This is a genomic window from Flagellimonas sp. 2504JD1-5 (assembly GCF_053618295.1).
On the sequence record NZ_JBSIOU010000001.1, the window covers coordinates 170039 to 193544 of the forward strand.

At 39.5% G+C, this 23506-nt stretch carries 23 protein-coding genes; 15 read left to right on the plus strand and 8 right to left on the minus strand.

Annotation, left to right across the window (positions count from 1 at the left end; genetic code table 11):
• Window positions 1-133 precede the first annotated feature (133 nt).
• Entirely contained in the window at window positions 134-1126 is a 993-nt protein-coding gene (gap, locus tag ACULLG_RS00740) for a type I glyceraldehyde-3-phosphate dehydrogenase (RefSeq protein WP_452124850.1), read from the minus strand.
• 221 nt (window positions 1127-1347) lie between these two features.
• Between gap and ACULLG_RS00745 the strand changes: the two genes are divergently transcribed.
• From ACULLG_RS00745 to ACULLG_RS00765, 5 genes are all read left to right on the plus strand, one after another.
• Complete coding sequence (locus ACULLG_RS00745) at window positions 1348-1968, plus strand: TIGR04282 family arsenosugar biosynthesis glycosyltransferase (protein WP_452124851.1); 621 nt, start codon at window positions 1348-1350, stop codon at window positions 1966-1968.
• Complete coding sequence (locus ACULLG_RS00750; RefSeq protein WP_452124852.1) at window positions 1965-2780, plus strand: purine-nucleoside phosphorylase; 816 nt, start codon at window positions 1965-1967, stop codon at window positions 2778-2780. The genes ACULLG_RS00745 and ACULLG_RS00750 overlap by 4 nt, the downstream gene beginning before the upstream one ends.
• Window positions 2777-3742 (plus strand): arsenosugar biosynthesis arsenite methyltransferase ArsM, encoded by a 966-nt coding sequence (gene arsM, locus ACULLG_RS00755; protein WP_452124853.1) that lies wholly within the window; start codon window positions 2777-2779, stop codon window positions 3740-3742. The genes ACULLG_RS00750 and arsM overlap by 4 nt, the downstream gene beginning before the upstream one ends.
• An 80-nt stretch (window positions 3743-3822) precedes the next feature.
• Window positions 3823-4611 carry a DUF547 domain-containing protein gene (locus tag ACULLG_RS00760; protein ID WP_452124854.1) on the plus strand — a complete coding sequence of 263 codons (789 nt, stop codon included), beginning with the start codon at window positions 3823-3825 and terminating at the stop codon, window positions 4609-4611.
• Window positions 4598-5308, plus strand: coding sequence for a TIGR04283 family arsenosugar biosynthesis glycosyltransferase (locus ACULLG_RS00765; protein ID WP_452124855.1), 711 nt, complete (start codon window positions 4598-4600; stop codon window positions 5306-5308). The genes ACULLG_RS00760 and ACULLG_RS00765 overlap by 14 nt, the downstream gene beginning before the upstream one ends.
• Here ACULLG_RS00765 and ACULLG_RS00770 read toward each other — a convergent pair.
• The 6 genes from ACULLG_RS00770 to ACULLG_RS00795 all read right to left on the minus strand — a co-directional run bounded on the left by ACULLG_RS00770 (window position 5302) and on the right by ACULLG_RS00795 (window position 11279).
• On the minus strand, window positions 5302-6255 hold the full coding sequence (locus tag ACULLG_RS00770) for an N-acetylmuramoyl-L-alanine amidase family protein (protein WP_452124856.1): 954 nt from the start codon (window positions 6253-6255) through the stop codon (window positions 5302-5304). The two genes, ACULLG_RS00765 and ACULLG_RS00770, sit on opposite strands and share 7 nt — an antisense overlap.
• A gap of 73 nt (window positions 6256-6328) precedes the next feature.
• The gene (locus ACULLG_RS00775; protein ID WP_452124857.1) at window positions 6329-7249 is read right to left on the minus strand and encodes a hypothetical protein; all 921 of its coding nucleotides are present in this window, start codon (window positions 7247-7249) and stop codon (window positions 6329-6331) included.
• Between the two features lie 82 nt (window positions 7250-7331).
• Window positions 7332-8594, minus strand: a complete 1263-nt coding sequence (locus ACULLG_RS00780; RefSeq protein ID WP_452124858.1) for a POTRA domain-containing protein — start codon at window positions 8592-8594, stop codon at window positions 7332-7334.
• A gap of 15 nt (window positions 8595-8609) precedes the next feature.
• On the minus strand, window positions 8610-9626 hold the full coding sequence (locus tag ACULLG_RS00785) for a glycoside hydrolase family 113 (RefSeq protein WP_452124859.1): 1017 nt from the start codon (window positions 9624-9626) through the stop codon (window positions 8610-8612).
• A gap of 46 nt (window positions 9627-9672) precedes the next feature.
• The gene (locus ACULLG_RS00790; protein ID WP_452124860.1) at window positions 9673-10536 is read right to left on the minus strand and encodes a hypothetical protein; all 864 of its coding nucleotides are present in this window, start codon (window positions 10534-10536) and stop codon (window positions 9673-9675) included.
• Window positions 10537-10556: 20 nt separating this feature from the next.
• A complete protein-coding gene (locus ACULLG_RS00795) occupies window positions 10557-11279 on the minus strand; it encodes a DUF547 domain-containing protein (RefSeq protein WP_452124861.1) in 723 nt (240 codons plus the stop codon).
• A 237-nt stretch (window positions 11280-11516) separates the two neighbouring features.
• On the opposite strand from ACULLG_RS00795, the gene ACULLG_RS00800 reads away from it, so the two are divergent.
• From ACULLG_RS00800 to ACULLG_RS00830, 7 genes are all read left to right on the plus strand, one after another.
• On the plus strand, window positions 11517-12866 hold the full coding sequence (locus tag ACULLG_RS00800) for an NAD(P)/FAD-dependent oxidoreductase (RefSeq protein WP_452124862.1): 1350 nt from the start codon (window positions 11517-11519) through the stop codon (window positions 12864-12866).
• A gap of 10 nt (window positions 12867-12876) precedes the next feature.
• On the plus strand, window positions 12877-14481 hold the full coding sequence (locus ACULLG_RS00805; RefSeq protein ID WP_452124863.1) for a 4Fe-4S binding protein: 1605 nt from the start codon (window positions 12877-12879) through the stop codon (window positions 14479-14481).
• A 1-nt stretch (window position 14482) separates the two neighbouring features.
• Window positions 14483-14959, plus strand: a complete 477-nt coding sequence (locus ACULLG_RS00810; protein ID WP_452124864.1) for a toxin-antitoxin system YwqK family antitoxin — start codon at window positions 14483-14485, stop codon at window positions 14957-14959.
• Window positions 14960-15649 carry a glycosyltransferase family 2 protein gene (locus ACULLG_RS00815; RefSeq protein ID WP_452124865.1) on the plus strand — a complete coding sequence of 230 codons (690 nt, stop codon included), beginning with the start codon at window positions 14960-14962 and terminating at the stop codon, window positions 15647-15649.
• Between the two features lies 1 nt (window position 15650).
• Complete coding sequence (locus ACULLG_RS00820) at window positions 15651-17135, plus strand: cellulose synthase family protein (RefSeq protein WP_452124866.1); 1485 nt, start codon at window positions 15651-15653, stop codon at window positions 17133-17135.
• Window positions 17136-17242: 107 nt separating this feature from the next.
• Window positions 17243-18514, plus strand: coding sequence for an MFS transporter (locus ACULLG_RS00825; protein WP_452124867.1), 1272 nt, complete (start codon window positions 17243-17245; stop codon window positions 18512-18514).
• A 4-nt stretch (window positions 18515-18518) separates the two neighbouring features.
• Window positions 18519-19241: a helix-turn-helix transcriptional regulator gene (locus ACULLG_RS00830; protein ID WP_452124868.1), complete on the plus strand. Its 723-nt coding sequence runs from the start codon at window positions 18519-18521 to the stop codon at window positions 19239-19241.
• Between the two features lie 96 nt (window positions 19242-19337).
• Here ACULLG_RS00830 and ACULLG_RS00835 read toward each other — a convergent pair whose 3' ends face one another.
• Complete coding sequence (locus ACULLG_RS00835) at window positions 19338-20384, minus strand: alpha/beta hydrolase family protein (RefSeq protein WP_452124869.1); 1047 nt, start codon at window positions 20382-20384, stop codon at window positions 19338-19340.
• A 238-nt stretch (window positions 20385-20622) separates the two neighbouring features.
• On the opposite strand from ACULLG_RS00835, the gene ACULLG_RS00840 reads away from it, so the two are divergent.
• The 3 genes from ACULLG_RS00840 (at window position 20623) to ACULLG_RS00850 (ending at window position 23502) form a co-directional block, all read left to right on the plus strand.
• Window positions 20623-21081: a GyrI-like domain-containing protein gene (locus ACULLG_RS00840; RefSeq protein WP_452124870.1), complete on the plus strand. Its 459-nt coding sequence runs from the start codon at window positions 20623-20625 to the stop codon at window positions 21079-21081.
• A gap of 223 nt (window positions 21082-21304) precedes the next feature.
• A complete protein-coding gene (locus tag ACULLG_RS00845) occupies window positions 21305-22669 on the plus strand; it encodes a glycosyltransferase 87 family protein (RefSeq protein ID WP_452124871.1) in 1365 nt (454 codons plus the stop codon).
• A 218-nt stretch (window positions 22670-22887) separates the two neighbouring features.
• Entirely contained in the window at window positions 22888-23502 is a 615-nt protein-coding gene (locus ACULLG_RS00850) for a GNAT family N-acetyltransferase (RefSeq protein ID WP_452124872.1), read from the plus strand.
• The last annotated feature ends 4 nt before the right edge of the window (window positions 23503-23506 follow it).

Sequence of the window (23506 nt, forward strand, 5' to 3'; positions counted from 1 at the left end):
GCTTCATTCCTAAATAGCCTCTACCACTATTTTTATTAGACCTAAATCCCAAGTTGAAGGGATTGAACCCCAAACATAAATATTGTCTCAAAAAAAGGCTGCACGTAAATGCAGCCTTTTTTGGTAACTCGGATTATCCTTTTATTTCCAAAATCTGACGTACCATTTGGTTTGTGAATCCCCACTCATTGTCATACCAGGTCATCACTTTTAACAAATCTCCATCCACCACTCGGGTCATTGCCAGATCAACTGTAGAGGCATAAGGGCTTTGAATAATATCAGACGAGACAATAGGCTCATCCGTTGTGTCCAAAACATTTTTGTACCTCGCTGTTTCAGCTTCTTCAGTTAATATTTGGTTTACCTCCTCTGCAGTCACTGGCCTTTCGGTTACAAAGGTCATATCGGAAATAGATCCCACAGGTACGGGAACCCGTATCGCAACTCCATCAAACTTGCCCGCATAGGCCGGCAAAGCTTTTGTAGTGGCAATGGCTGCTCCGGTGGTAGTGGGAATCAAATTTTGGGCTCCTGCCCTCCCCATTCTGAAATTCTTCTTTGAAGGGGCATCCACAATTCCCTGCGAAGCAGTATATGCGTGAACGGTGGTCATAATCGCTTTTTTTATCCCTATTCTACGCCCTAACACTTCCACGACAGGACTAATATTGTTGGTGGTACAACTCGCACAAGAAAAAACACTTACAGCTCCATCTTCACTGTTAACTCCATGTACAACCGTTGGTGTATCGGCACTTTTTGTGGGCGCAGAGATAACCACGGTTTTTGCCCCTGCTTTTAAATGCCTTTCCGCATCTTCTCCACTGGTAAAAACACCCGTGCTTTCAATTACCAAGTCTACCTTATGCTCTTTCCAAGGTAATTCCTCGGGTGTTCTTATAGACGAGTAGTTGATTTTTTTTCCGTCCACCACCAATGTATTAGGTTCATGTGAAACTGCTTTATCGTATACTCCATAAACCGTGTCGTACTTTAGTAAGTAAGCTGTATTTTCAATAGAAACGATATCGTTGACCGCCACAACTTCCAAACCTGGTGTTTCGTTGATGACCTTTAAAGCGGCCCGCCCGATGCGACCCATCCCATTTATTCCTATTCTCATTTTAATGTTCTTATAGTTATTAATTGTTTGAGCCCTATTAGTCTGAAAATCATGGGTGAAATTACATTATGCTTCATTTTACCATCCCAACAGCATTGTTCTTCTCACGGCATCAAAAAGACAAAACATTATCTTTGATAAATTGCTAAATGTTTTTGGTAAGTATTCCTGTGGAATGCAGACCAAGACCGATAAATTGCAAGCCCCATAAACACAATTTCTTGGATAAAAAAGAACACCTACTTTTAATTTTCACCCGTAATCCAGAGCTTGGAAAATGCAAAACAAGGCTCGCTGCCAAAATTGGTGATGTCCCTGCCTTGGAAATCTATGAATTCCTACTTTCCCATACAGTTGGGATAACAAAAGACCTAGAAGCCAAAAAATACGTCTATTACTCAGAAAGTGTTTGGACCGATGATGTTTGGAATAATCAAACCTACAAAAAAGTGGTACAACAAGGTGCCGATCTAGGGTTACGCATGCAACACGCTTTTGAAAATGGATTTAATTCAGGTTTTCAAAAAATCATTATTATTGGAAGTGATATGTACGATCTTTCACAAAGTGATTTGGAAGAAGCTTTTGAACGGCTGGAAACGCATGATTTTGTTGTGGGGCCTGCCGAAGACGGTGGTTTTTATCTTTTGGGGATGAAATCGCTCAAAGTAAAATTGTTCCAAAACAAATCTTGGGGAACCGAGACTGTGCTGTCCGATACTTTGGAGGATCTAAAATCTGAAAAAGTTTTTTTGCTGCCTGTCAAAAATGATATAGATCATTATGAAGATATAAAAGACATTGAAGCTTTTCAAGCTTATTTAAAACATATAAAGGAATGACCAAAAAACAACTTGACGAGTCTGTTGAATATTTAAAAAAGAAAGGGTTCGACGCTCCTGAAATTGGCATTGTGCTCGGTACGGGCCTGGGACAATTGGTGGATGAAATAGAACAACCCATTGAAGCACACTATAACCATATTCCCTATTTTCCATTGGCCACCGTTGAGTTTCATACGGGTAAGCTCATTTTTGGCACCATTGCAGGTAAAAAAGCCGTGGTAATGCAGGGAAGATTTCACTTATACGAAGGATACGATTTTCTCGATATTACCTATCCCATTCGGGTAATGCACCTACTTGGAATCAAAAAATTGTTTGTTTCCAACGCTGCTGGTGCCATAAATCTCGATTTTAAAAAGGGTGATATTATGTTAATTGAAGATCATATCAATCTTCAAGGCGGTTCTCCATTGGCATTCAGGAATGTGGCCGAGTTCGGTGACCGATTTGTAGATATGGCCGAACCTTATGATGTGGAAATGTGTGAAAAAATTAAGACAATTGCCATAAAAGAAGGTATTTCGCTTCAAAAAGGGGTTTATGCCTCGGTCGTGGGGCCACAATTGGAAACAAAGGCCGAATATCGCATGTTGAAAATTTTGGGAGCAGATGCCGTGGGAATGAGTACCGTTCCCGAAGTAATTGTTGCCAATCATTTGCGACTACCTATCGTAGCGGTCTCTGTTTTAACCGATGAATGCGATCCAGACAATTTACAACCCGTTAATATTCAGGAGATTATTGAAATAGCGGGTAAAACAGAACCAAAAATGATCCAATTGTTCAAAGAATTAATAAAAGCTATATGAGTTATTTAGATGCAACCCAAGACCTATATAAAGAAGCTGCACTAACACCCGATGTTGGACTTTGTTGTACCACCAATCCTATTTGGCAGTTCCCCGGACTCTCCATTCCCAAAATCATGCAGGACATGAACTATGGCTGTGGAAGTACAGTTTCTGCACAGGATTTGGTCAACAATCCCAAAGTACTTTATGTAGGCGTAGGAGGTGGAATGGAACTGTTGCAGTTTGCCTATTTTTCACGTCAAAAAGGAGGAATCACCGGAGTGGATTCCGTGGACGAAATGCTGGAAGCATCTCGAAAAAATTTCAAGGTAGCCGAAGAGGAAAACGAATGGTTCAAAAGTGAGTTTGTGGATTTGGTAAAGGGTGATGCCTTGAATCTTCCAGTTGAGGATGAAAGCATCGATGTTGCTGCGCAAAACTGCCTTTTCAATATTTTTAAAATGGAAGATTTGAAAAAGGCCGTTGCAGAAATGTATCGTGTGCTTAAACCTCATGGCCGTTTAGTAATGAGTGATCCCACCTGCGAACAACACATGAACGATGACCTCAGAAATGATGATAGGCTAAGGGCGTTGTGCCTAAGTGGTAGCATCCCAATTAAAGATTACGTAAAAGTACTTACCGATGCAGGCTTTGGAACAATAGAAATCAGAGCACGTAAATCGTACAGAGTACTTTCTCCAAACCACTATCCTACAGATGAACTCATCCATATTGAATCCATCGAAATAGCGGCTATTAAAGACCCTATGCCGGCTGATGGCCCGTGTATGTTTACTGGAAAAACCGCTATTTATTATGGCGACCAAGAGTACTTTGATGATGGTTTGGGACATGTATTGCTTCAAAATCAACCATTGGCTGTATGTGATAAAACAGCGGCTGCCTTGGGAGCGGCTTCAGATGAAATACATATCAGCGAAAGCACATGGCACTATAATGGAGGGGGTTGCTGTTAGGAAAATCCAGGGCACATTGAAAGGTTTGGACGGTTTTTAAGACTGTTCTATCAACAATTCTTGAATCCTAAACAAGACCTATGAACTTAATACTTCATGTATTGCTTGGAATGTTCTTGTTTTCATGCAATGGCAAAGGCAAAGAACAGTCCCAAACTGCCCAGAATCATGCTGACATAGTCGGAATGACCGTTGAAAAGGAAACTCCCTCGGCAATCCAATTACCCAACCATACCTTATGGGGCAATTTGCTGAAAAAGTATGTTGATGATGAGGGTAATGTGGACTATTCTGGTTTAAAAAAAGGGGTGGGCCAACTGGACAATTACTTGAATCATCTAGCGCAAAATCCACCGTCAGGGAACTGGACAAAACATGAAAAGCTTGCATATTACATCAACCTGTATAATGCGGCAACGGTAAAGTTGATCGTAGATCATTATCCAATACAAAGTATCAAGGATATTCCAAACCGATGGAAGAAGAAATGGATAAAGGTCGGAGATGAAACAACTTCATTGAATGATATTGAACATGAAGTGTTGCGCAAAATGGGCGAACCCCGTATTCATTTTGCCATCAATTGTGCCTCCTATTCATGTCCTAAACTGCTTAATGTGCCTTTTACACCACTAAGTATGGAGCGCTTACTTTCGAAAACCGCTGTGGATTTTGTAAATGACAAAACCCGAAATCGATTTGGCAACGGTAGCGCTCAACTTTCCAGAATTTTCAAATGGTATAAGGGTGATTTTACTGAAAAGGGGAAATTGTTGGACTACGTCAATCAATACTTGGAAAATCCTGTTCGCGAAGACGCAAAGGTTGAATATTTGGATTATGACTGGAGTTTGAATGAAACAAAGTAATCATCCATCCATAAGTGTAATAATCCCCGTGCTTAATGAGGAAGGGTTTATTGGAAAGGTACTTGAACACCTTAAAGAAACCAGCAATCCTTTCAACATAAAGGAAATAATTTGTGTGGATGGAGGCAGTCACGATGCCACTATGGAAGCAGTCAACGCCCATGGCGCCACTTTTCTTCTATCCAAAAAAGGAAGGGCCAGACAAATGAACTTAGGGGCAAAACACGCACAAGGAGAAATACTTTACTTTTTGCACGCTGACACCTTCACACCTAAAAATTTTGATGAAATTATCATAAATGCGATTCGTCAAGGGCATGAATCGGGTTGTTTTCGGATGAAATTTGATACCAAAAATCCAATTTTGCGATTTTTTGCCTGGCTATCGCGAATAAATCATACACTTTGCCGAGGAGGGGACCAATCACTTTTTATTAAACGGGAGTTATTTGAACAAAATGAAGGTTTTAATGAAGATTATCTCATTTATGAGGACACGGAGTTCATAACCCGATTATATCGACAAACGAAGTTCAAGGTGCTTTCGGAAGCCGTGATAACCTCTGCAAGAAAATACCGGGAAAAGGGATGGGTGAGAATTCAATTTCATTTTGGAATGATTCACTTGAAGAATTATTTGGGAGCTGGACCGGATGAATTGTACCGCTACTACGCTAAAAATATTCTCAATTACTGACCTGGTCTTGTTTCAAAATCCAACAGTATCCCTTCCGAAATCCATTTGGCCAAGGCTTGCCGATTATCTGGATCTAAAATTCTGCGTTGGTCTTTTTTGTTGCGAATATTTCCTATTTCAATATAAGCGATGGCTGGTAAAGTGTTTTTAACCAAATACAAATTGCTCCTGTCCTTAAAGGTCCCCGTGTATTTTCTGTTGGGCTGGAACTTTTTATATTTCTTTTGAAAAGTCTTGTGGATGTTTTCGGCCAACCGCTTTCCATTTTTGCTTTTATGGTGATGATAAAAGAAAACATCAATATTGGTGCCCTTACTTCTGCTATCCACATGTGTTACGATCAATCTTTGATACTTGCCCTTGTGTTTAAGGTATAAGTGGTTGACGGCTTCCACTCGTTGACTAAGGCGTTCTACTTGCCTTAAGGGTATTGTCTTATTGGGAAAAACAACCTCATCGGTATCCAGGTTTAGAATTCGCTCATCCCGTATTCCATCATTTTCATCTTGAACAATTATATGTACCTCCGCACCGTGCGATAATAGTTCACGAGCCAAGCGGAGGGTTACATCGTACGCATATTCGTCCTCAGAAATCTTTTTGCCGCCATGATTTTCCACTGCGCCCGGGTCCGGGCCGCCATGACCTGAAATCAAATAATATACTGCCTTATCCAGCCTGTTGCTAATAGATGGAACGGTAGTGTAATCTTTTCCAAAAATGGGATAATTTTGACTAAATACTTCTGGGATTTCATTTTGTTCAATAGCTTGCGGAATCTGATAGGATTTTCCAACATAAAGCTGAAAATCGTCGCCTAGATTTGCATTATTCAGTTGAACAAAATTCTCGTAAAATTTTCCTGGGTCAAGCCCATGTCTTCTAAGCAAAGAATAAATTCCGTCTCCTTCTTCCGCTTTTACTTGCTGAATGGAATCCTGAGCCATGGTATTAACATTATGGCCAATACAAAAAAGTGCCAGAAGAAATTTAGCGCTGTTTGCTGATAAAAATGATATGTTAATCTTCGATGGTAAGCTCCGCATAATCCCTTAAAATACCACTTGTGATCCAATTGGTAAAGGAATTTTTGTCGGTGGGTATCGAAATGCCTTCCTTTTTGGAGTTTTTGGAATAGGTCGCAATGGTCAATAAACTTATCGCTGGAAGGGTATTGGTTGCCAAAAAAAGACTGTTTTGGTCCTCAAAAATTCGATCAGCTTCTTCGTAGGATTTGCTGGAAACACTGTTCGCCTTAAAGGCTTTTTGGATATTCTCTGCAAAACGTTGACTATTCTCACTTTTTTGATGATGATAAACGGCAACATCCATTTTGCCGTTCTCAATTAGTCCATTGGCCCGAATAACCAATAATCGCTGGTATTTTCCAGCATTTTGCAAATATCGTTTGTTGATTGCCTCGATGTATTGCTCCATTTTTTCTTTAGGGGTCATGTTTTCCATATCTTCTTTTTCACTCCCAAAAATGTACACTTTTGCTCCATGCACCATGAGCGAAGCGGCTAAATTATTGGTAATGTCCGCGATGAATTTATTTTGACCCATAGGATTTTCAAGAATTAAATAATAGATGGCATTTCCCAGCGTCCGGCTCTTTAACGACATGTTTGCAAGTTCTGTATCGAAAATGGGCGTTTCTTCCTCATCCTTCAATTGAACCTTAACCCCTGTCTTCTTAAATGAATCGTCCACTACAGGTATTTTGTACGTACGCCCCGCATGCAGCTGACTTCCATCTTTTATATTCTCCATATTGGCCTTTAAAAATGTCTCATAGTGGGTTACAGGGTCAAGGCCTTGTTTGCGCAAAATGGAATAGATACCATCTCCTGGTTCCGCAACAACATCATAAAAATCGGTTTGTCCAAATAAAGGGAAAGACATGCATGCCCACAACAAAAGTGCCGGTAGTAATTTCATAATTAAGTTTTGATGCTGGGGTGCTATGCAAATATGGTGAAAATCGATGAAATGCAAAAATCATCGATGAAATGCGTAAAAATTAAAAATATTGACCAATTCCAAAGACAACACCCTTGGACGCATCTTGAGTGATGCCATGGCCATAATCTATCCTAAAAATAGCGTTGAAGATTTTTTTATGTATAAATCGAATTCCGATTCCGGGATAAATCCTAAGATTCTGGCTATCACCAAAATCACTAAAATCCCCTCCTGGGTTACGCCATGTCCCTCCATCAACAAAAACATTGCTCTGTAATACAAACCAGTCCTTGTCGATTAGTGTATGCCTGTATTCCGAATTAAAAACAATGGCTCCGGTTCCTCTATCGATGGTATTTCCAACCCCACGAATATTTAGGTTATTGTCTACCGCAAAGGGTGCAAAAGGAGTATCCATATTGCTGGCCAGTCCCAGGCGTAATCTATTGGCCCAATTACCTTTTTGACCTACTCTGGTGAAGTAACTAAAATCATTGAATCCAATGATAAAATCGGGAAGCATTTGGCTAGTGCTATGTACGTATTGAAAATTTAGACTGCTTTTGAATCCAGACAAATACTGATAGTAGTATTCTATGCCATCGTAGTTGTATATAAGCTTGTACAGATATTTGTTCACGTTCAATTGCTGGGGAACATTGGGGTCGGTTGTGCCAGAAAGATAAGTGTAGTCCTCCGTGAAAAAGTTCATTCCAAACTCAAATCGGTTTTTGAAGTTCAGTTCATACAATCCCAGTATTTCGAAAGATTCATTGTTATAGCGATAATCAGCTGTTCCGTTTGGCAAAAAAACGGGTTCCTGTGTTGTTAAATCTTGATAGTTAAAAGCTACCCCCCATTTATTACTGAACAGGTAGGGGGCCCTCAAATGCGCTCCGAACGAATCAAAAATATCCTTTTGGTAAAATCCGCCCAAGGTGATGTTGTTTCCCAGAACATTGAATTCCTGCAAGCCAATTCTAAAGGCAAATTCATCATTGTTTGAAGTATAAACACTGGCAAATGGAATAAGTGTGAAGTTTTCTTCAATTCCATAAAACACATTATAGCTTCCTTCCTCATTGGCAGGAAATACTTGAAAATACGCATGGGAAACGGATGGCAGTCGCTTCAACCTGTATATATCCTCTGTGATCAAGGTTGAATCCAGATTCATTCCAGCTTTGAGTCTGACAATCTTTTTTATAAAGGCAGTTTTTGTTCTTTTATTTCCTTGAACCTTTATGTCTGCAACAATATTCTGACCAAGCACCGAACTGGAATACAACGCTAACAGAAAAACAATCTTTTTCCAATTCATGTGTCCTTGGACGTATTAAAATCCGGATTCTTGCAAACTTGAATAGTATTTTTGTATCACGGATTCCGCAGGTTTGTTTTGAGGAGTGAATCTATTGTCCGCACTTCCTCCTGAAACCTCATGGTGAATGAACCATTTCCAAACGAATCCGCCCGCAAACCATTTTTCATTCCAAAGTTCATCAAAAACGACTTGGGTTGCCTTCGCCTGTCCATCAAGATTTACATCCATATCATTTCGATCAACCAACCAAGGCTTTTTAGCGGTATAGTCCATACTTCGGTAACCAAATTCGGTAAAAAGGATAGGTTTATCATGTTTTTCGGACAGACTTTTCAATTTGGTTTTCCACGGTTGCCAGCCCAACTTCAGATCTTTTAAAGTGGGATGTTGTTTTTCCGAGAGCGGGAAATAACCATCCACCCCAATAAAATCCAATTCATCCCAAAACGGGGATCTTGTGTATTCATCCCAGTTTGCAGCGTAGGTCAATTTACCGGAGTAAATCTTCTTTATTTCATCAATCAGGTTCATCCAAAATTGTGGTCGATTCTTAACAAATTCTTCCAACTCCGTTCCTATACAATATATGTCTGACCTAGTTTCTTCGGCCAGTTTGGCATAGGTGAGCGCAAATTCACGGTACGAATCTTCGAGTATCTTCCAATCGGCTTCCGAATTCATCGTCATATCTCCCGTAAACTCACCTCTCCAAATCCAAATTTGGGGTTTGAGCATAATCTTAATCCCATTTTTTTGTAGCTGTTGGATGTATTGCTTGGCGCCTTCCCTAGTTTCACCATGCCACTGTCGTTCAGTATTAAAAATTATGTTCGGAGAATTCAAATTTCTAGCAAAACCAAAAGGCATCACCGCTGCATAGTTTGCATTTACGTTTAGAACAGGATCTACGTGCTTTTGCTCAACTTTGTCCGTAGACGCCACAAAGCTCACTCCATTGATTTTTTCTACCTGCTGGCTATTGCATGAAAATTGGAGTAAGCACAAAAAAAAGAGCCCTAATCTTTTCATAGATAAAAAATTAAGACTCCTAAAATACTGTTTTATCTGATTTAAGCTATAGCACTGCCCGTAATCCTATGTTAAATGTTTGTCCAAGACCAGTGTTTTCACCACGAACGAAATTTGTATAAAGTATCTCAAGATTTAATTCATCTGTAAGCTGATATTTTGCACCACCACCAAGTGCGGTAAAGTTCTGTGTGAAATTATTTCCCAAATCCAAACGCTGGTTATGTTGGGCCAGGGCCAAAACAGTGAATTTCGAGCTTGGAAAGTAACTCAAGAATACTCCAGGAACCAGGTTTAAACTATTATTTGCAAAACTTTCTTCCTTATCTCCAAAATTTAGCTCCGTATTTAGCTCGGTAAACAACTGCCATTTTTTCCCAGGAAAGGTATAATCATAAAAGAAACGATTTTGCCAAGTAAATCCCTTTTGATCCAAGAATACTCCTGTATCCTCGTCATTTTCATTACTAACCAAGGGGATAGATAATGAACTTAAGATTGAAAAATTACCCACATTCCCAAAGGGAACAAATTTAATAGAAGGTGCAATTGAAGTAAGCCCGGAAGTATTTCTTCTTTCAAAACTTCCATCAGTCTGTAGAAAATCTCGACCGTTTGCTCGATACTCCGCAATTACTCCTACATTGACCCTTTTGGTATCCGACACTCCAGTAAACAACTCCAAAGTAGAAGTAAAGAAATTTTGTCGGATTCCCTTATCGGACTCAAACGTACTGTCGTCTTGGGTATATAGATTGTTGAATAATTTAATATCCCACTGTCCCTTTCCAATAAGTTTGGAGGGGGTCAAATTTTGAATATTACTCCCAGTTTGGTCATCTTGGGCAAACGTTACCAAAGAAGACATTAAAAATGCTGCCGCAATAATGTGGCTTTTCAATTGTTTCATGCTAGTTGTATTACTTTTTATTATTTGATTTCATTTAGGGCCCAATCATATGGGTAGTATCCCACCTTGGACTTGCCGTCCAATTTTTCCTTTCGGTATAAATTCACAAAGTCTAAAAGACTTTTTCCGTCTTGCGTGAAATCACCTTTATACCATTCAAAAATTTGGGAGAGGTTTACTTTTTTTCCTTTGATTCTAACAAAGTTTGAGTCGTTCAAAGCCAACTCCGTCTGTTGTTGAATTTGCGCATCCAAAGTATTTGGCAAATAAGCTTTTGCTATTATTGGTGGACACCCAATACCTGCACATACCAGTACAAAATGGAATCTTGCTTCCGTTGGAAAGTTGGCACGGAGCAGTTTGTTTTCAATATCGTTGAGTGTTATTTCCATCCCTCCGATATTGTGCTTTGTTTTATCAAAAAAACCGGACACATCCAATGGTGATTTAAGGGGATAATGCTCTACTATCCCTTTTATTACGGAAATGTTATATCCGTTAATCCAAAACGCCTGGTAGTTGGCTGCATCACTTTTTGAAATGTTTATGGTTTTGGCCTGTTCGACCAATTCGTTCAATTCAGATGGATTTGCTTTGATCTTATTGTAGGCCACTCTTCCATTCTTCACATAGGTCTGGAAGAAGGTGTCAGCTTTGGCAAAAAATCCGGTAGTATCCTGAGCCCAGCTTTGGCCCACGAAAACTACCAATGTAAATAGGGTCAGTGTTTTTTTTATATTCATTCTAAAAAATTTAGCCGATTAAAACTGAGGCATCTGTCGACCATATTTTGCAGTCCATACATCAATTCAGACTTTTTATGATTAATTTAAGATTTTATAAATCAACAGGTTACACGTACGAATAATAACCAATTACCTTACAATAATCCATTAAATTTAAATTCTTTCTAAATTAAAGGGTGGTGTTAAGTTCATATATTTAAGCACGACACATTAGCCAACAACCAATTGAATCCTATGGAGAATATTGTAATTATCGGAAATGGAATCGCTGGAATTTCTGCGGCACGCCATATTCGGAAACTATCAGACAAAAGAATTATAGTAATCTCGGCGGAGACGGATTACTTCTTTTCACGAACAGCCCTAATGTATGTTTACATGGGGCATATGCAGTTTGAACACATTCAACCCTACGAAAATTGGTTCTGGGAAAAAAATCGAATCGAATTGGTTCGTGGCTATGTGACTCAAGTTGATGCCGAAGCAAAACAACTCCAGATTGATGGCTCTAGGGCAATCCAATACGACAAGCTGATCATCGCCACCGGATCCAAGCCCAATAAATTTGGGTGGCCGGGACAAGACCTTCATGGCGTCCAGGGACTATACTCCAAACAAGATTTGGACTTACTTGAAGTAAACGCCCCAAATAAAGAGGTATGTAAAAGGGCTGTAATTGTTGGTGGTGGATTAATTGGCATCGAATTGGCAGAAATGTTACGAAGCCGCGATATACCGGTTACTTTTTTAGTACGCGAAGAAAGTTTTTGGAACGGTGTTTTGCCCAATGGCGAATCCGCCATGATCAATGAACATATTTTGGATCATCATATAGATCTCCGATTAGGAACCAATCTTAAAGAGATTGTTGCCGATGAAAACGGCAGGGTCAAATCTGTCATCATAACGGAAACAGGCGAAGAACTCCCCTGTGATATGGTAGGATTGACCGCCGGAGTTACGCCTAACGTCGATTTTCTTAAAGATTCTGGAATCGAGCTTGGTCGAGGTGTTAAGGTTGATAGATTCCTTGAAACAAATGTTAAAGACATATATGCCATCGGGGATTGTGCCGAACAACATGAAGCCATTGGAAACAGGCGACCCATTGAGGCTGTATGGTATACAGGCCGTATGATGGGCGAAACTGTGGCTCAGACCATTTGTGGAAACAAAATTGAATACAAGCCCGGGCACTGGTTCAATTCAGCAAAGTTCTTGGATATAGAATACCAAACATATGGGTGGGTGTTTTCCGAAAAAATAAGAAAAGAGCATGAATTGCATTTCCATTGGCGACATCCCGAAGAAAAATTATGTATTACAGCAGCTTTTCATAAGGATACTAACCAGTTTTTAGGGCTGAATACCTTCGGTATTCGCATGCGTCATGAAGTATTTGACCGATGGCTTACCGAAGAAAGAGATATTGACCATGTAATGGAGTATTTGGCAGATGCCAATTTTGACCCTGAGTTCTACAAAAAATATGAATCCCAAATTGTATCCAAATACAATTCGGATTTTGGCAAATCCATAAAGATCAAAAAGCGAAGCCTAAAACGAATTTTCCAAACTGCTTAACAGAACTAAAATGAGCACTTACGATAAAAGTATGGCCCTTACCGGGCAACCTCCCAAAATATTGAGTAGAAACCAAAAACTAGCCACCCTTTTGGGAATGTTCGGGTTGGCAATTGTATTATTGGCAGCTTTCAACATAAGTTTTCCGAACAAGGGATTATGGCTGACCGTTTCATTGCTGTCCATTACCCTTGGAACCATCTGGTTTTCTTGGGACGCCTATTCGCAAAAACTTCCAGGAATCAAGAACGATGGGGTCTGGTTCAAATCTATTTCCAGCAAAGGGTTTTGGGGTTGGATATCGGGAATCGCCTTGACTGGTTTTTATATTATTCTCTACTTCTATCCAGAATATCTTGGTTTGGTCAAAGGAGGTGAAAATAAAGGTGTAATTGCCCTCTTCGACCCATTGAGTAAAATGTTGAGTGGCAATCCGGCTAGCCAGTGGTTTGTATATGGAACGCTCTATACCGTAGCCATATTCGCCTTCGGCATCAAATTCATGTGGAAATATCGGCATAACCGATACGAACGCATACGTACCATAAGCGTAATGTTTTTTCAAACAGCATTTGCATTCATCATTCCCGAATTGATGGCTCGTTTAAACGGCGATAAAATTTTAAACGGGGGAAGCCTACCATATTATGACCTAAAAAATGTATGGCCCTTGAATTACTACAATTTTGAAGGATATCGAATCAAAGCGTTTTTAACATCCGGGGATATTGGCTTGGCATTATTGATATTTGGAATCCTGTCCGTTTTTGTGATTACACCTATCCTAACCTATAAATATGGAAAAAGATGGTATTGCTCTTGGGTCTGTGGCTGTGGTGGATTGGCTGAAACTGCTGGAGATTCTTTCAGGCAATTAAGTGACAAAACGGTGAAAGCCTGGAATGTGGAGCGTTGGGTGGTGCACAGTGTTGTTGTATTTGTCACTTTGATGACCACAGCAGTTATTTACTCCTATTTAGGTACTGATACCAGCAAATATTGGTTGACCAAAAGTACTTTTTTAATCGGAGTAACCGTATTACTGACCTTAGTTTTTGGCTGGGTAATGTTGTTTAAACGAGAGCAATTGCAAAAAGATGCACAATATGGAGCAATAGGCTACTTCGTAATTATCATGGCACTTATCGGGATGCATTTCTTCAGTGGTGATGGCAATGTCTTTTTGTTCAAATCGGAAACATTGCGCAAATCGTATTCATTTTTAATAGGAAGTATCTTTTCAGGTGTTATTGGAACAGGCTTCTATCCCATTTTCGGTAACAGGGTATGGTGTCGTTTTGGATGCCCCATGGCTGCCATAATGGGCTTTCAGCAACGCCTTTTCTCAAGATTCAGAATTACAACAAATGGAGGTCAGTGCATTTCATGTGGTAACTGTTCCACCTATTGCGAAATGGGAATCGACGTGCGTGCCTATGCCCAAAAAGGTGAAAACATTGTACGTTCAAGCTGTGTAGGATGTGGTATTTGTTCTGCGGTTTGTCCAAGAGGTGTTTTAAAATTGGAAAACGGCCCTTTGCAAAACAGAATTGACAGCAATCAGGTATTGTTGGGCAATGATGTAGATTTGATGCAATTGGTGAATAAAAAATAAGATGCTTCGTTTTGTACTGATAAGTCTGATTTTTACCAGCGCTTTCATCATTTCAAAAAAGGAATACACAAGGGAGTATCATTCCAACGGTATCCTGAAATCAGAAGGTTGGATAAAAGATGAATCCAAAGAAGATTTCTGGAAATTTTATCATTCCAACGGAAAAATAAAAGAAAAAGGACATTATAAACATGACCTAAGGGTTGGATATTGGTATTTTTATGGCCAAAATGGAAGACCAGAAATGGAAGGGCATTATAAAGAAGGAAAAATGGGCATGTGGTGGTTGTTCTACAACGAAAATGGAAAAATAAACCACAAATGTCAGCTGCAAAAAGGTGTGAAAAATGGGTATTGTTTAAAATATAAAGATGAAAAACTGACCTCCGCGGAAAAATATAGCCATGGTAAAAAAGTTAAAGAGTGGTACGACTTCAGCAGTTTTAAACAAGAAAATAAATTGTCCGATCTAAAATAAATGGCAGAAATCAAGGTTATCATTCCCGCGGTTAATGAAGGAGATTCCATAGGGAAAGTTGTATCAGGGCTACCAAAATCTGTTTCAGAGGTTATCGTTGTCAATAATGGTTCAACGGACGATACCGTGGAAAATGCGGAAAAAGCTGGGGCAACCGTACTCACCGAAAATCAACGTGGATACGGCTTTGCTTGCCTAAAAGGAATGGATTACATCGCCGAACAATCCAAACAGCCCGACATTATCGTATTTATTGACGGAGATTACTCCGACTATCCAGAAGAACTGGATAAAGTGGTGGCTCCGATATTGGAAAAGGACATCGATTTTGTGGTCGGCGCACGGAAAAAATCACTCCGTGAACCAGGTTCCATGACCCCGCAACAGGTTTTTGGTAACCAATTGGCCACTTTTTTAATGCGCTTGTTGTTTCGGGCAAAGTTTACCGATTTAGGACCCTTCCGGGCCATAAAATATAACAAGCTCATTGCATTGGAGATGCAGGACAAAACCTATGGTTGGACCGTGGAAATGCAGTTAAAAGTCCTTCGAAAAAAAATGTCATATACCGAAGTACCAGTGCGTTATAAACGTAGAATAGGCGTATCAAAAGTGTCTGGTACGGTAAAAGGTACTATATTTGCAGGCATAAAAATCCTAGGTTGGATATTTAAATACAGTTTAAAATAATATGGGACTAACTATCGCTATTTTAATTATCGCTATTTATAGTACGGCCTTAATTTTGATTTTCTTTTATAGCCTTGCGCAATTGAACCTTTTGGTGAATTATTTGGGTAATAAGAGACAAAACGAAGAAGCTCCAAAATTCAACCTTTTAGATCCCAAGGAAATTCCGTTCGTTACCATTCAACTTCCTGTTTACAATGAAGAGTATGTTATGGAACGCCTGTTGGAAAACATATCCAAAATAGAATACCCAAAAAGTAAGTTGGAAATACAGGTTTTGGATGATTCCACCGATGATACTGTCATTGACACTGGGGAAAAAATAAAGCAACTAAAGGAAACCGGTCTAGATATAACCCATATCAGAAGAGAAAACCGACAAGGTTACAAAGCTGGAGCATTAAAAGAAGGTTTGGAAATTGCCAAAGGTGATTTTATTGCCATTTTTGATGCTGATTTTCTTCCGGAAAGCGATTGGTTAAAAAAGACCGTTCCTTATTTTAAAGATGAAGAAATAGGTGTTGTTCAAACAAGATGGGGACACATTAACAGAGATTATTCAACCCTTACCAAAATACAGGCCTTTGCTTTGGATGCGCACTTTACGCTGGAGCAGGTGGGAAGAAATTCAAAAGGCCATTTTATCAACTTTAATGGTACCGCTGGAATCTGGAGAAAAGACTGTATCCTAGATGCAGGTAATTGGGAAGGCGACACCCTTACCGAAGATTTGGATTTGAGCTACCGTGCTCAATTAAAAAATTGGAAGTTTAAATATTTGGAAGATGTAGAGACACCTGCAGAGCTTCCGGTGGTGATCAGCGCAGCCCGTTCACAACAGTTTAGATGGAACAAAGGTGGAGCCGAAAACTTCAAAAAATCGGTTTGGAGTGTTGTATCAGCTAAAAATATTCCTTTCAAAACTAAATTCCACGGTGTAATGCACCTATTGAACAGCTCTATGTTCCTATGCGTTTTTATAGTGGCGCTTTTGAGCATCCCCATGCTCTATATCAAAAATACCTATGGCCATTTAGGATGGGTTTTTGAGGTGACTAGTTTCTTTATCATCAGCACGATCATCCTATTTATCTGCTATTGGTTTACTTATAAAAGTATTCAGGGCAGTAGTTTTGACAATTTTGTGGATTACATTAAACTGTTCTTTACCTTTTTCTCAGTGGCGTTAGGATTTTCACTCCACAACTCCATTGCTGTTTTGGAAGGTCATTTGGGCAAGCGCAGTGAATTTGTAAGAACACCAAAATTCAACATCAATAATCTTACGGATAGCTGGAAGGGCAACAAGTATTTGGCCAAAAAGCTTTCCCCAAATATGGTAATAGAATTTGCATTGATGATTTATTTCCTATTTGGAATGTACCTTGCCGTACCTTTTAATGATTTCGGACTTTTTCCTTTTCATTTAATGTTGTTTTTGGGCTTCGGATTTGTGTTTTTTAAATCCTTGACGGCCAAGGCTTAAATTCATTTCATTTTATAGTTTTTTGTTCGTTTCCTTTTAGGGGTTAATGCTATTTTTAAACCACTATATTTATGATTCGGTTTTAAAAATCCAGTCCACAAAGCTCCATGAATCAAAAAAAAGCCCCTTGGCACTTCCTTTTATTACTCATTTTGGCCGGGGAATCTGTATTTATCCTTCCTTTTGTGCTCTCCAGGGTCTTTAGGCCTACCGTTCTTGAAGTATTCGGTTTAGACAATGTACAATTAGGCCTTTGTTTCTCAGTATATGGCATAGTGGCCTTGATATCCTATCTCTTTGGAGGTCCTTTGGCCGACAAGTTCCCTCCAAGAAAATTAATTGCAGTAGCGCTATGGATGACTGCCTTGGGTGGTTTGGTTTATGCAACTTTTCCCAGCTACAACACATTAAAGATATTGTATGGATATTGGGGGTTTACCACCATTTTCTTGTTCTGGGCACCCATGATCAAAGCAACCCGGGTTTGGGGTGGAAATACTTCACAGGGAAAGGCATTTGGCTTTTTGGATGGCGGTCGAGGGTTAGTTGGTGCTCTATTTGGAGCTATGGGAGTGCTTATATTTTCCTTTTTCATCACTTCGGAAATATCCAGGGCCAACGATTTGGAAATCAAAGCGGCCTTTGAGCAGGTGATTCTGGTTTCTTCGGGTATCGTTGCCTTTGTAGGATTATTGGTTTGGTTTTTTATGAAAATGGATCGTCAACGGGAAAAAGAAATTGTCCTAGATAAAATCACCGTTTCACAAATAAAAGAAGTATCCCGTCTACCTTCGGTATGGTTGCTCATGATTATTATTCTTTGTGCGTACGTTGGCTATAAAATCACGGATGTTTTTTCATTATACGCACAAGATGTGATGTTATATGATCAAGTTGAATCGGCACAAGTAGGCACTTTTTTATTATTTGTCCGTCCAGTGATTGGGGTGTTGATTGGGGTTTTGGCCGATCGTACACAAACCACTTTCTGGCTGTTTGTTAGTTTTGTGGTTTCATTTTTCGGAGCCTTATTGTTTGCTACGGGCATAATTTCAAATTCGACAACACTGCTCTTTTTTATTTCCATTTTAATAGTAGCAGCTGGAGTTTATGCAGCACGCTCCCTTTACTTTGCAGTGATGAAAGAAGGCAAAATCCCATTGATCCTTACAGGAACAGCGGTTGGGCTTATTTCGCTCATAGGTTATACTCCAGATATTTTTGCCGGACCGGCCATGGGTTATCTTCTGGATAACTCACCGGGGATAGAAGGGCATCAACATGTGTTTTGGATGTTGGCCGTGTTTTCGTTCATTGGTGGCGTTGCCGCTTGGGGTTATTTTCAATTATATAAAAAGAAGAAGAATTCGGAATCTTAGTAGCATGGAAGAAAAACCAAGACTTTCACGACTTACGGCGATTCTCACACAATTACAATCCTCAAGGATTGTTACAGCAAAAACGCTTGCCGAAAAGCACAACGTTAGTGTCAGGACTATATACCGTGACATTCGAACTCTTGAAAAATCAGGCGTACCCATTGTCACAGAGGAAGGAAAGGGATATTCCATGATGGAAGGGTACCACTTACCCCCTGTCATGTTCACAGAAGATGAGGCCAACGCATTAATAACTGCCGAACAGCTGATATCAAAAAACAAGGACACTTCTTTTGTGCAACATTATTCCGAAGCCATCCTAAAAATCAAGGCCCTGCTCAAAGGTTCCCAAAAAGACAAGGCGAGCTTACTTACGGAGCGCATCTATTTTTTTGACAACTATTCCAATCATAAAACCAGTAATTATTTGATGCGTATTCAATCCGCCATCACCAATTTTGAGGTATTGGAAATTGACTACCTGTCCCTAGATCAAAATTTTACCAAAAGAAGCATCGAGCCATTTGCCCTCTACAGCACCCAAGAGAAATGGTTGCTGATCGCCTATTGTAGACTTAGAAAAGCATTTAGGGTGTTCCGAATAGATCTGATTCAAAAAATTACCAACACCTATGAGCACTTTGAGTCACATAATATGACCTTGGAAGAGTACTATAAGTCTTATGATAAATACAATCAAGATTCCTCACATTTAGACAATAAATAATTGGAACCCGTTTTATGGCTGCATTTATCGGTCTTGTCCCTGCATTTGTCCCGTTGTTTAGCAGTAAATGACAGGTAGCTTTTGTTGAGGCAGTTATTATCTTTCACTTAACCAATCTTCAATAGCGTCGAGGAATCCCTCGCATCTCTTGTAAGGCAAATTGTTGTCCTGGAATTCATAGAAACCTCCGGTATTGCATTCGAATATATTATGGTTACAATCGGGGAATGATTTTGTTGTCAGGTTCGTATTATCTGCCAATGTCCTCTCATATAGTAATTTGGTTTTTTTCCAGTCTACGTTCATGTCATTTTCTCCAAATAAGGCCAAAACAGGAACCTTTATTTTAGATAAGATCGAATCAAAGTCCTCAATGTAAACCGGCAGACCAGTGTCTTTGTCCAGCTTTTCTTTCATGAGAGGTTCTTGAAAACTGATGTATGCTTCCTCATCCATGGCACCCATATTCTCACGAACAAATCGAGACCAAAATGGGTTCTTTTGGAGATCCTTAGTGGCGTTCATATAGGTTTCGAAACTTGCTCCTGAGTGAGCGAGCCTTACTCCCTCTAACCATTGACCAACAATCAGGTCAATGGAGTCTTTAGGTAGTCCATCGATTCGTAGGTTTTGCTCAAGCAGATAACTGAAGTTTTCCTTATCATCCACACCGCTCACTGAAATCCAAAACCGAATACCTTTATATTGGTTTATTACGATTGGATTAATCCAAGTAGCCCTGCTACCCCCATATAAACCAATATTATCAGAGCCTACTATTTGCTTTTCTTTCAAAGTATTAATGGCAGCTATAACCTCAGATGCACTGTTTTGGATTGACTGGTTCAAGTTAAAAGTGCCGCCGCTTTTACCGCACCCCATTTTATCCCACAAATAAGTAGCATAACCTCTTTTTACAATTGTTTCTCTTATATCTGAATACCATTCCTGCGCTACAGCATTCGTTTTTCCTGATCCATGAATAATCAGTACAATTCCCTTGGGCTTTTGATCCTTCGGAAGATTTAATACTCCGTTTAACTTTACGCCTTCAAACTCAAATTCCAAAATTTGTCTGTTGCATTGGGCCATTGACTTAGTGCCCATGAGAAACAGGAATAGTATTGCAACAGATCTGCTCATTTTCTACTTTTTATTTTTCCAATTACACCAACATTGCAAAATATGATTCGTTTTTAATGAATATTGTGCGATACCGAATCAAGTTCAGCACAGGCAAATGAAATTCTGGAAATTGGGCGAAAGATTCAAGTGTAAATTGATAGATATGGGTTATGGGTTTACCAAATGCCAAATACCCCTGACACACCCCTGTCATAAACCCTAAATATTTTTGTGCAAATCTTAAAACTTATTTATCATGACAAGCACAAGAAAAAAAGAACTATCCATCGTAGGTTTATCCATCAGAACTTCCAATGACCCGGGAAAAGCGGATAAAGAAATTCCACAACTTTGGGAAAAATTCATGGCGGATAACACGGTGGCGCGGATTCCGAACAAGGTAGACGAGACCATTTATGCCATTTATACTGATTACGAGGGCGACCATACCAGACCCTACACCATGGTCATCGGCTGCAATGTATTTAACCTTGATAACATTCCGGATGATTTGACCGTAAAAATGGTTCCACCTGCAAACTATACCAAATTTACAGCCAAGGGTGATCTAACCAAAGATGCAGTAATCAATACATGGATGGATATCTGGAACACCGATTTAAAAAGAACCTACACCACCGATATGGAGATCTATGGCGAAAAAGCCATGAACCCTACCGATGGGGAAGCTGAAATTTTAGTGGCCACGGAATAAGCATTTCTGCTATCCCGCTATGTATCCAGAAGTTAAATTGTCCATTATGGCACAATGTCAACCTGAACTTGTTTCAGGTTCCCATAACAAAAGCTGAGATTCCGAAATAAATTCGGAATGACGCTAAAACTCATTTGACATACGCTTACATTCATAGCGGGATGTAACACCCATTCAAAATATATTTTATATTTTTTGCTGACCTTAGAAATGCTGATCAGCAATGCCTCATCAAATCATAAAATTTTGGAAGCTCCACAAAATCCCTGCCCTACTTGTCTTGGGAAGCATCTTGTTTTACACAAGCTATGCTTATGACCTAGATCGGACAGATTTCCCAAAGCTATTGGGTCTTTTTATCGCTCTCTTTTTCCTTCATTTTAAATTGATTCAGTTCCAAAAATGGAACTTTAAGTTTCTATTGATTTCAGGTGTTCTATTTCGATTGGTTTTTCTGTGGGCCGAACCCAATCTCTCACAAGATTTTTACCGCTTTATTTGGGATGGGGAGCTGATAAAAAATGGTATTAATCCCTATTTGAATGTTCCCAACGAATTGATTGCCCAATCCAATTTACCCGTCGCCAATGCCCATCAACTCTTCAATGGCATGGGAAGTTTGAGCGCAAAACACTTTAGCAATTATCCTCCACTCAATCAAATCATATTCACCATTGCCACTTTTTTGGGAGGGGGAAGCGTCCTAGGCTCGATTATCGTAATGCGTTTGACCATTATATGTGCAGATATTGGAATCCTCTATTTCGGTAGAAAATTGCTTCAAAAATTGAACAAGTCAAACCATATGGCGTTTTGGTACTTCCTAAACCCGTTGGTCATTATCGAATTAACAGGGAATCTCCATTTTGAAGGGGTGATGCTCTTCTTCTTTGTTTGGTCCCTGTATTTGATTGCGGATAAAAAATGGCTGATGGCAGCTCCAGTGTACGCGATGTCAATTATGGTCAAGCTGGTGCCCATATTATTTTTACCCTTACTTTTAAAATACCTCGGATTCAAAAAAAGTGCATTCTTCTATATTGCTATGGGCATATGCTGTGTTATTTTGCTGCTCCCTTTTTACTCCTCTTCATTTATTGACAATTATTCCGAAACTGTTGGGCTTTGGTTTTCCAATTTTGAGTTTAATGCCGGCACCTATAATCTTGTGAAGCACATTGGAGTAAACTTCTTTGATGCCAAACCCTGGATTTTGGTCAAAGTCTATGGCAAATGGATGGCACTTGCTGTAGTTGTCATTACACTTTTGGTTGCATTCTTTCGAAAAAATCAAAATCTCAGTACTTTGATTACCTCAATGCTTATAGTACTGACCATATACTACTTATTATCCAGTACAGTCCATCCTTGGTATGTTATTTTTCTTTTGGTTCTGGCCATTTTTACGGAATATCGCTACGCAATAGCGTGGTCATTACTGGTCATCCTGAGTTATTGGGCCTATTCCAATCCCGAATATGAGGAAAATCTTTGGTTGTTAGCCATTGAGTATATCGTGGTTCTTGCCATTATGATTTATGAAATACTAACTAAACAGGGGAAAAAGTTACATTTCTTCAAAAAATAGTCGCCAATCTATGCCGATTGGAATTAATTTGTACTTTTAATCCCATAATGAAAGGACAAGATTACATATTAACCTCGTTGAGCATCCCTGCTCCAGTACGTCCATTCGCTCGTCGCCGTCGCCCGTAAGGGTGCATATCAGACTATGGAAATAGGTGAGTCCATTTCCGCAAAAAATCACAAAATCAATTTCATTTTTTAGTCAATAATTAAGTAGCAATGGAAATTTTAGTTGCTAACGAGTCACATTTTAAATACGCAAAGATCATCAGCGACACCATAACCGAATCTGCAAAGGTTCGGGGAACTGGTATAGCGCAGCGAACTCCTGAATATATCATGAAACGGTTGCAGAATGGTAATGCGGTAATAGCATTGGACGGTGACACTTTTGCAGGATTCTGTTATATCGAGGTTTGGGGAAACAAAAACTTTGTGGCCAACTCTGGCCTGATTGTACATCCCGATTATCGAAATCAGGGACTAGCCAAAAAAATAAAGAAATCCATTTTTGAGCTGTCCAGAGAAAAATTCCCAGAAGCCAAAATATTTGGAATCACAACAGGGCTGCCCGTAATGAAAATGAACTACGAGCTGGGTTACAAACCAGTTACTTTTTCCGAGTTGACCGATGATCCCGAATTTTGGAAAGGATGTCAAACGTGTAAAAACTTTGATATCCTTACTCGAACAGAAAGAAATATGTGTCTCTGCACCGGAATGCTGTACGACCCCAATAGTCAAAAACCAGAATCTAAAAAATTAAACGGAAAAGCTTTTAAGCGATTAAAAAGCATAAAGGAAACACTATTCCTAAAAAAGAAACAAAAATAAATTG

Coding starts and splice junctions, on each gene's coding strand:
- gap (WP_452124850.1), bottom strand. CDS start 1,126: ATGAGAATAGGAATAAATGGGATGGGTCGCATCGGGCGGGCCGCTTTA.
- ACULLG_RS00750 (WP_452124852.1), top strand. CDS start 1,965: ATGACCAAAAAACAACTTGACGAGTCTGTTGAATATTTAAAAAAGAAA.
- arsM (WP_452124853.1), top strand. CDS start 2,777: ATGAGTTATTTAGATGCAACCCAAGACCTATATAAAGAAGCTGCACTA.
- ACULLG_RS00760 (WP_452124854.1), top strand. CDS start 3,823: ATGAACTTAATACTTCATGTATTGCTTGGAATGTTCTTGTTTTCATGC.
- ACULLG_RS00765 (WP_452124855.1), top strand. CDS start 4,598: ATGAAACAAAGTAATCATCCATCCATAAGTGTAATAATCCCCGTGCTT.
- ACULLG_RS00770 (WP_452124856.1), bottom strand. CDS start 6,255: ATGGCTCAGGATTCCATTCAGCAAGTAAAAGCGGAAGAAGGAGACGGA.
- ACULLG_RS00775 (WP_452124857.1), bottom strand. CDS start 7,249: ATGAAATTACTACCGGCACTTTTGTTGTGGGCATGCATGTCTTTCCCT.
- ACULLG_RS00780 (WP_452124858.1), bottom strand. CDS start 8,594: ATGAATTGGAAAAAGATTGTTTTTCTGTTAGCGTTGTATTCCAGTTCG.
- ACULLG_RS00785 (WP_452124859.1), bottom strand. CDS start 9,626: ATGAAAAGATTAGGGCTCTTTTTTTTGTGCTTACTCCAATTTTCATGC.
- ACULLG_RS00790 (WP_452124860.1), bottom strand. CDS start 10,536: ATGAAACAATTGAAAAGCCACATTATTGCGGCAGCATTTTTAATGTCT.
- ACULLG_RS00795 (WP_452124861.1), bottom strand. CDS start 11,279: ATGAATATAAAAAAAACACTGACCCTATTTACATTGGTAGTTTTCGTG.
- ACULLG_RS00800 (WP_452124862.1), top strand. CDS start 11,517: ATGGAGAATATTGTAATTATCGGAAATGGAATCGCTGGAATTTCTGCG.
- ACULLG_RS00805 (WP_452124863.1), top strand. CDS start 12,877: ATGAGCACTTACGATAAAAGTATGGCCCTTACCGGGCAACCTCCCAAA.
- ACULLG_RS00810 (WP_452124864.1), top strand. CDS start 14,483: ATGCTTCGTTTTGTACTGATAAGTCTGATTTTTACCAGCGCTTTCATC.
- ACULLG_RS00815 (WP_452124865.1), top strand. CDS start 14,960: ATGGCAGAAATCAAGGTTATCATTCCCGCGGTTAATGAAGGAGATTCC.
- ACULLG_RS00820 (WP_452124866.1), top strand. CDS start 15,651: ATGGGACTAACTATCGCTATTTTAATTATCGCTATTTATAGTACGGCC.
- ACULLG_RS00825 (WP_452124867.1), top strand. CDS start 17,243: ATGAATCAAAAAAAAGCCCCTTGGCACTTCCTTTTATTACTCATTTTG.
- ACULLG_RS00830 (WP_452124868.1), top strand. CDS start 18,519: ATGGAAGAAAAACCAAGACTTTCACGACTTACGGCGATTCTCACACAA.
- ACULLG_RS00835 (WP_452124869.1), bottom strand. CDS start 20,384: ATGAGCAGATCTGTTGCAATACTATTCCTGTTTCTCATGGGCACTAAG.
- ACULLG_RS00840 (WP_452124870.1), top strand. CDS start 20,623: ATGACAAGCACAAGAAAAAAAGAACTATCCATCGTAGGTTTATCCATC.
- ACULLG_RS00845 (WP_452124871.1), top strand. CDS start 21,305: ATGCCTCATCAAATCATAAAATTTTGGAAGCTCCACAAAATCCCTGCC.
- ACULLG_RS00850 (WP_452124872.1), top strand. CDS start 22,888: ATGGAAATTTTAGTTGCTAACGAGTCACATTTTAAATACGCAAAGATC.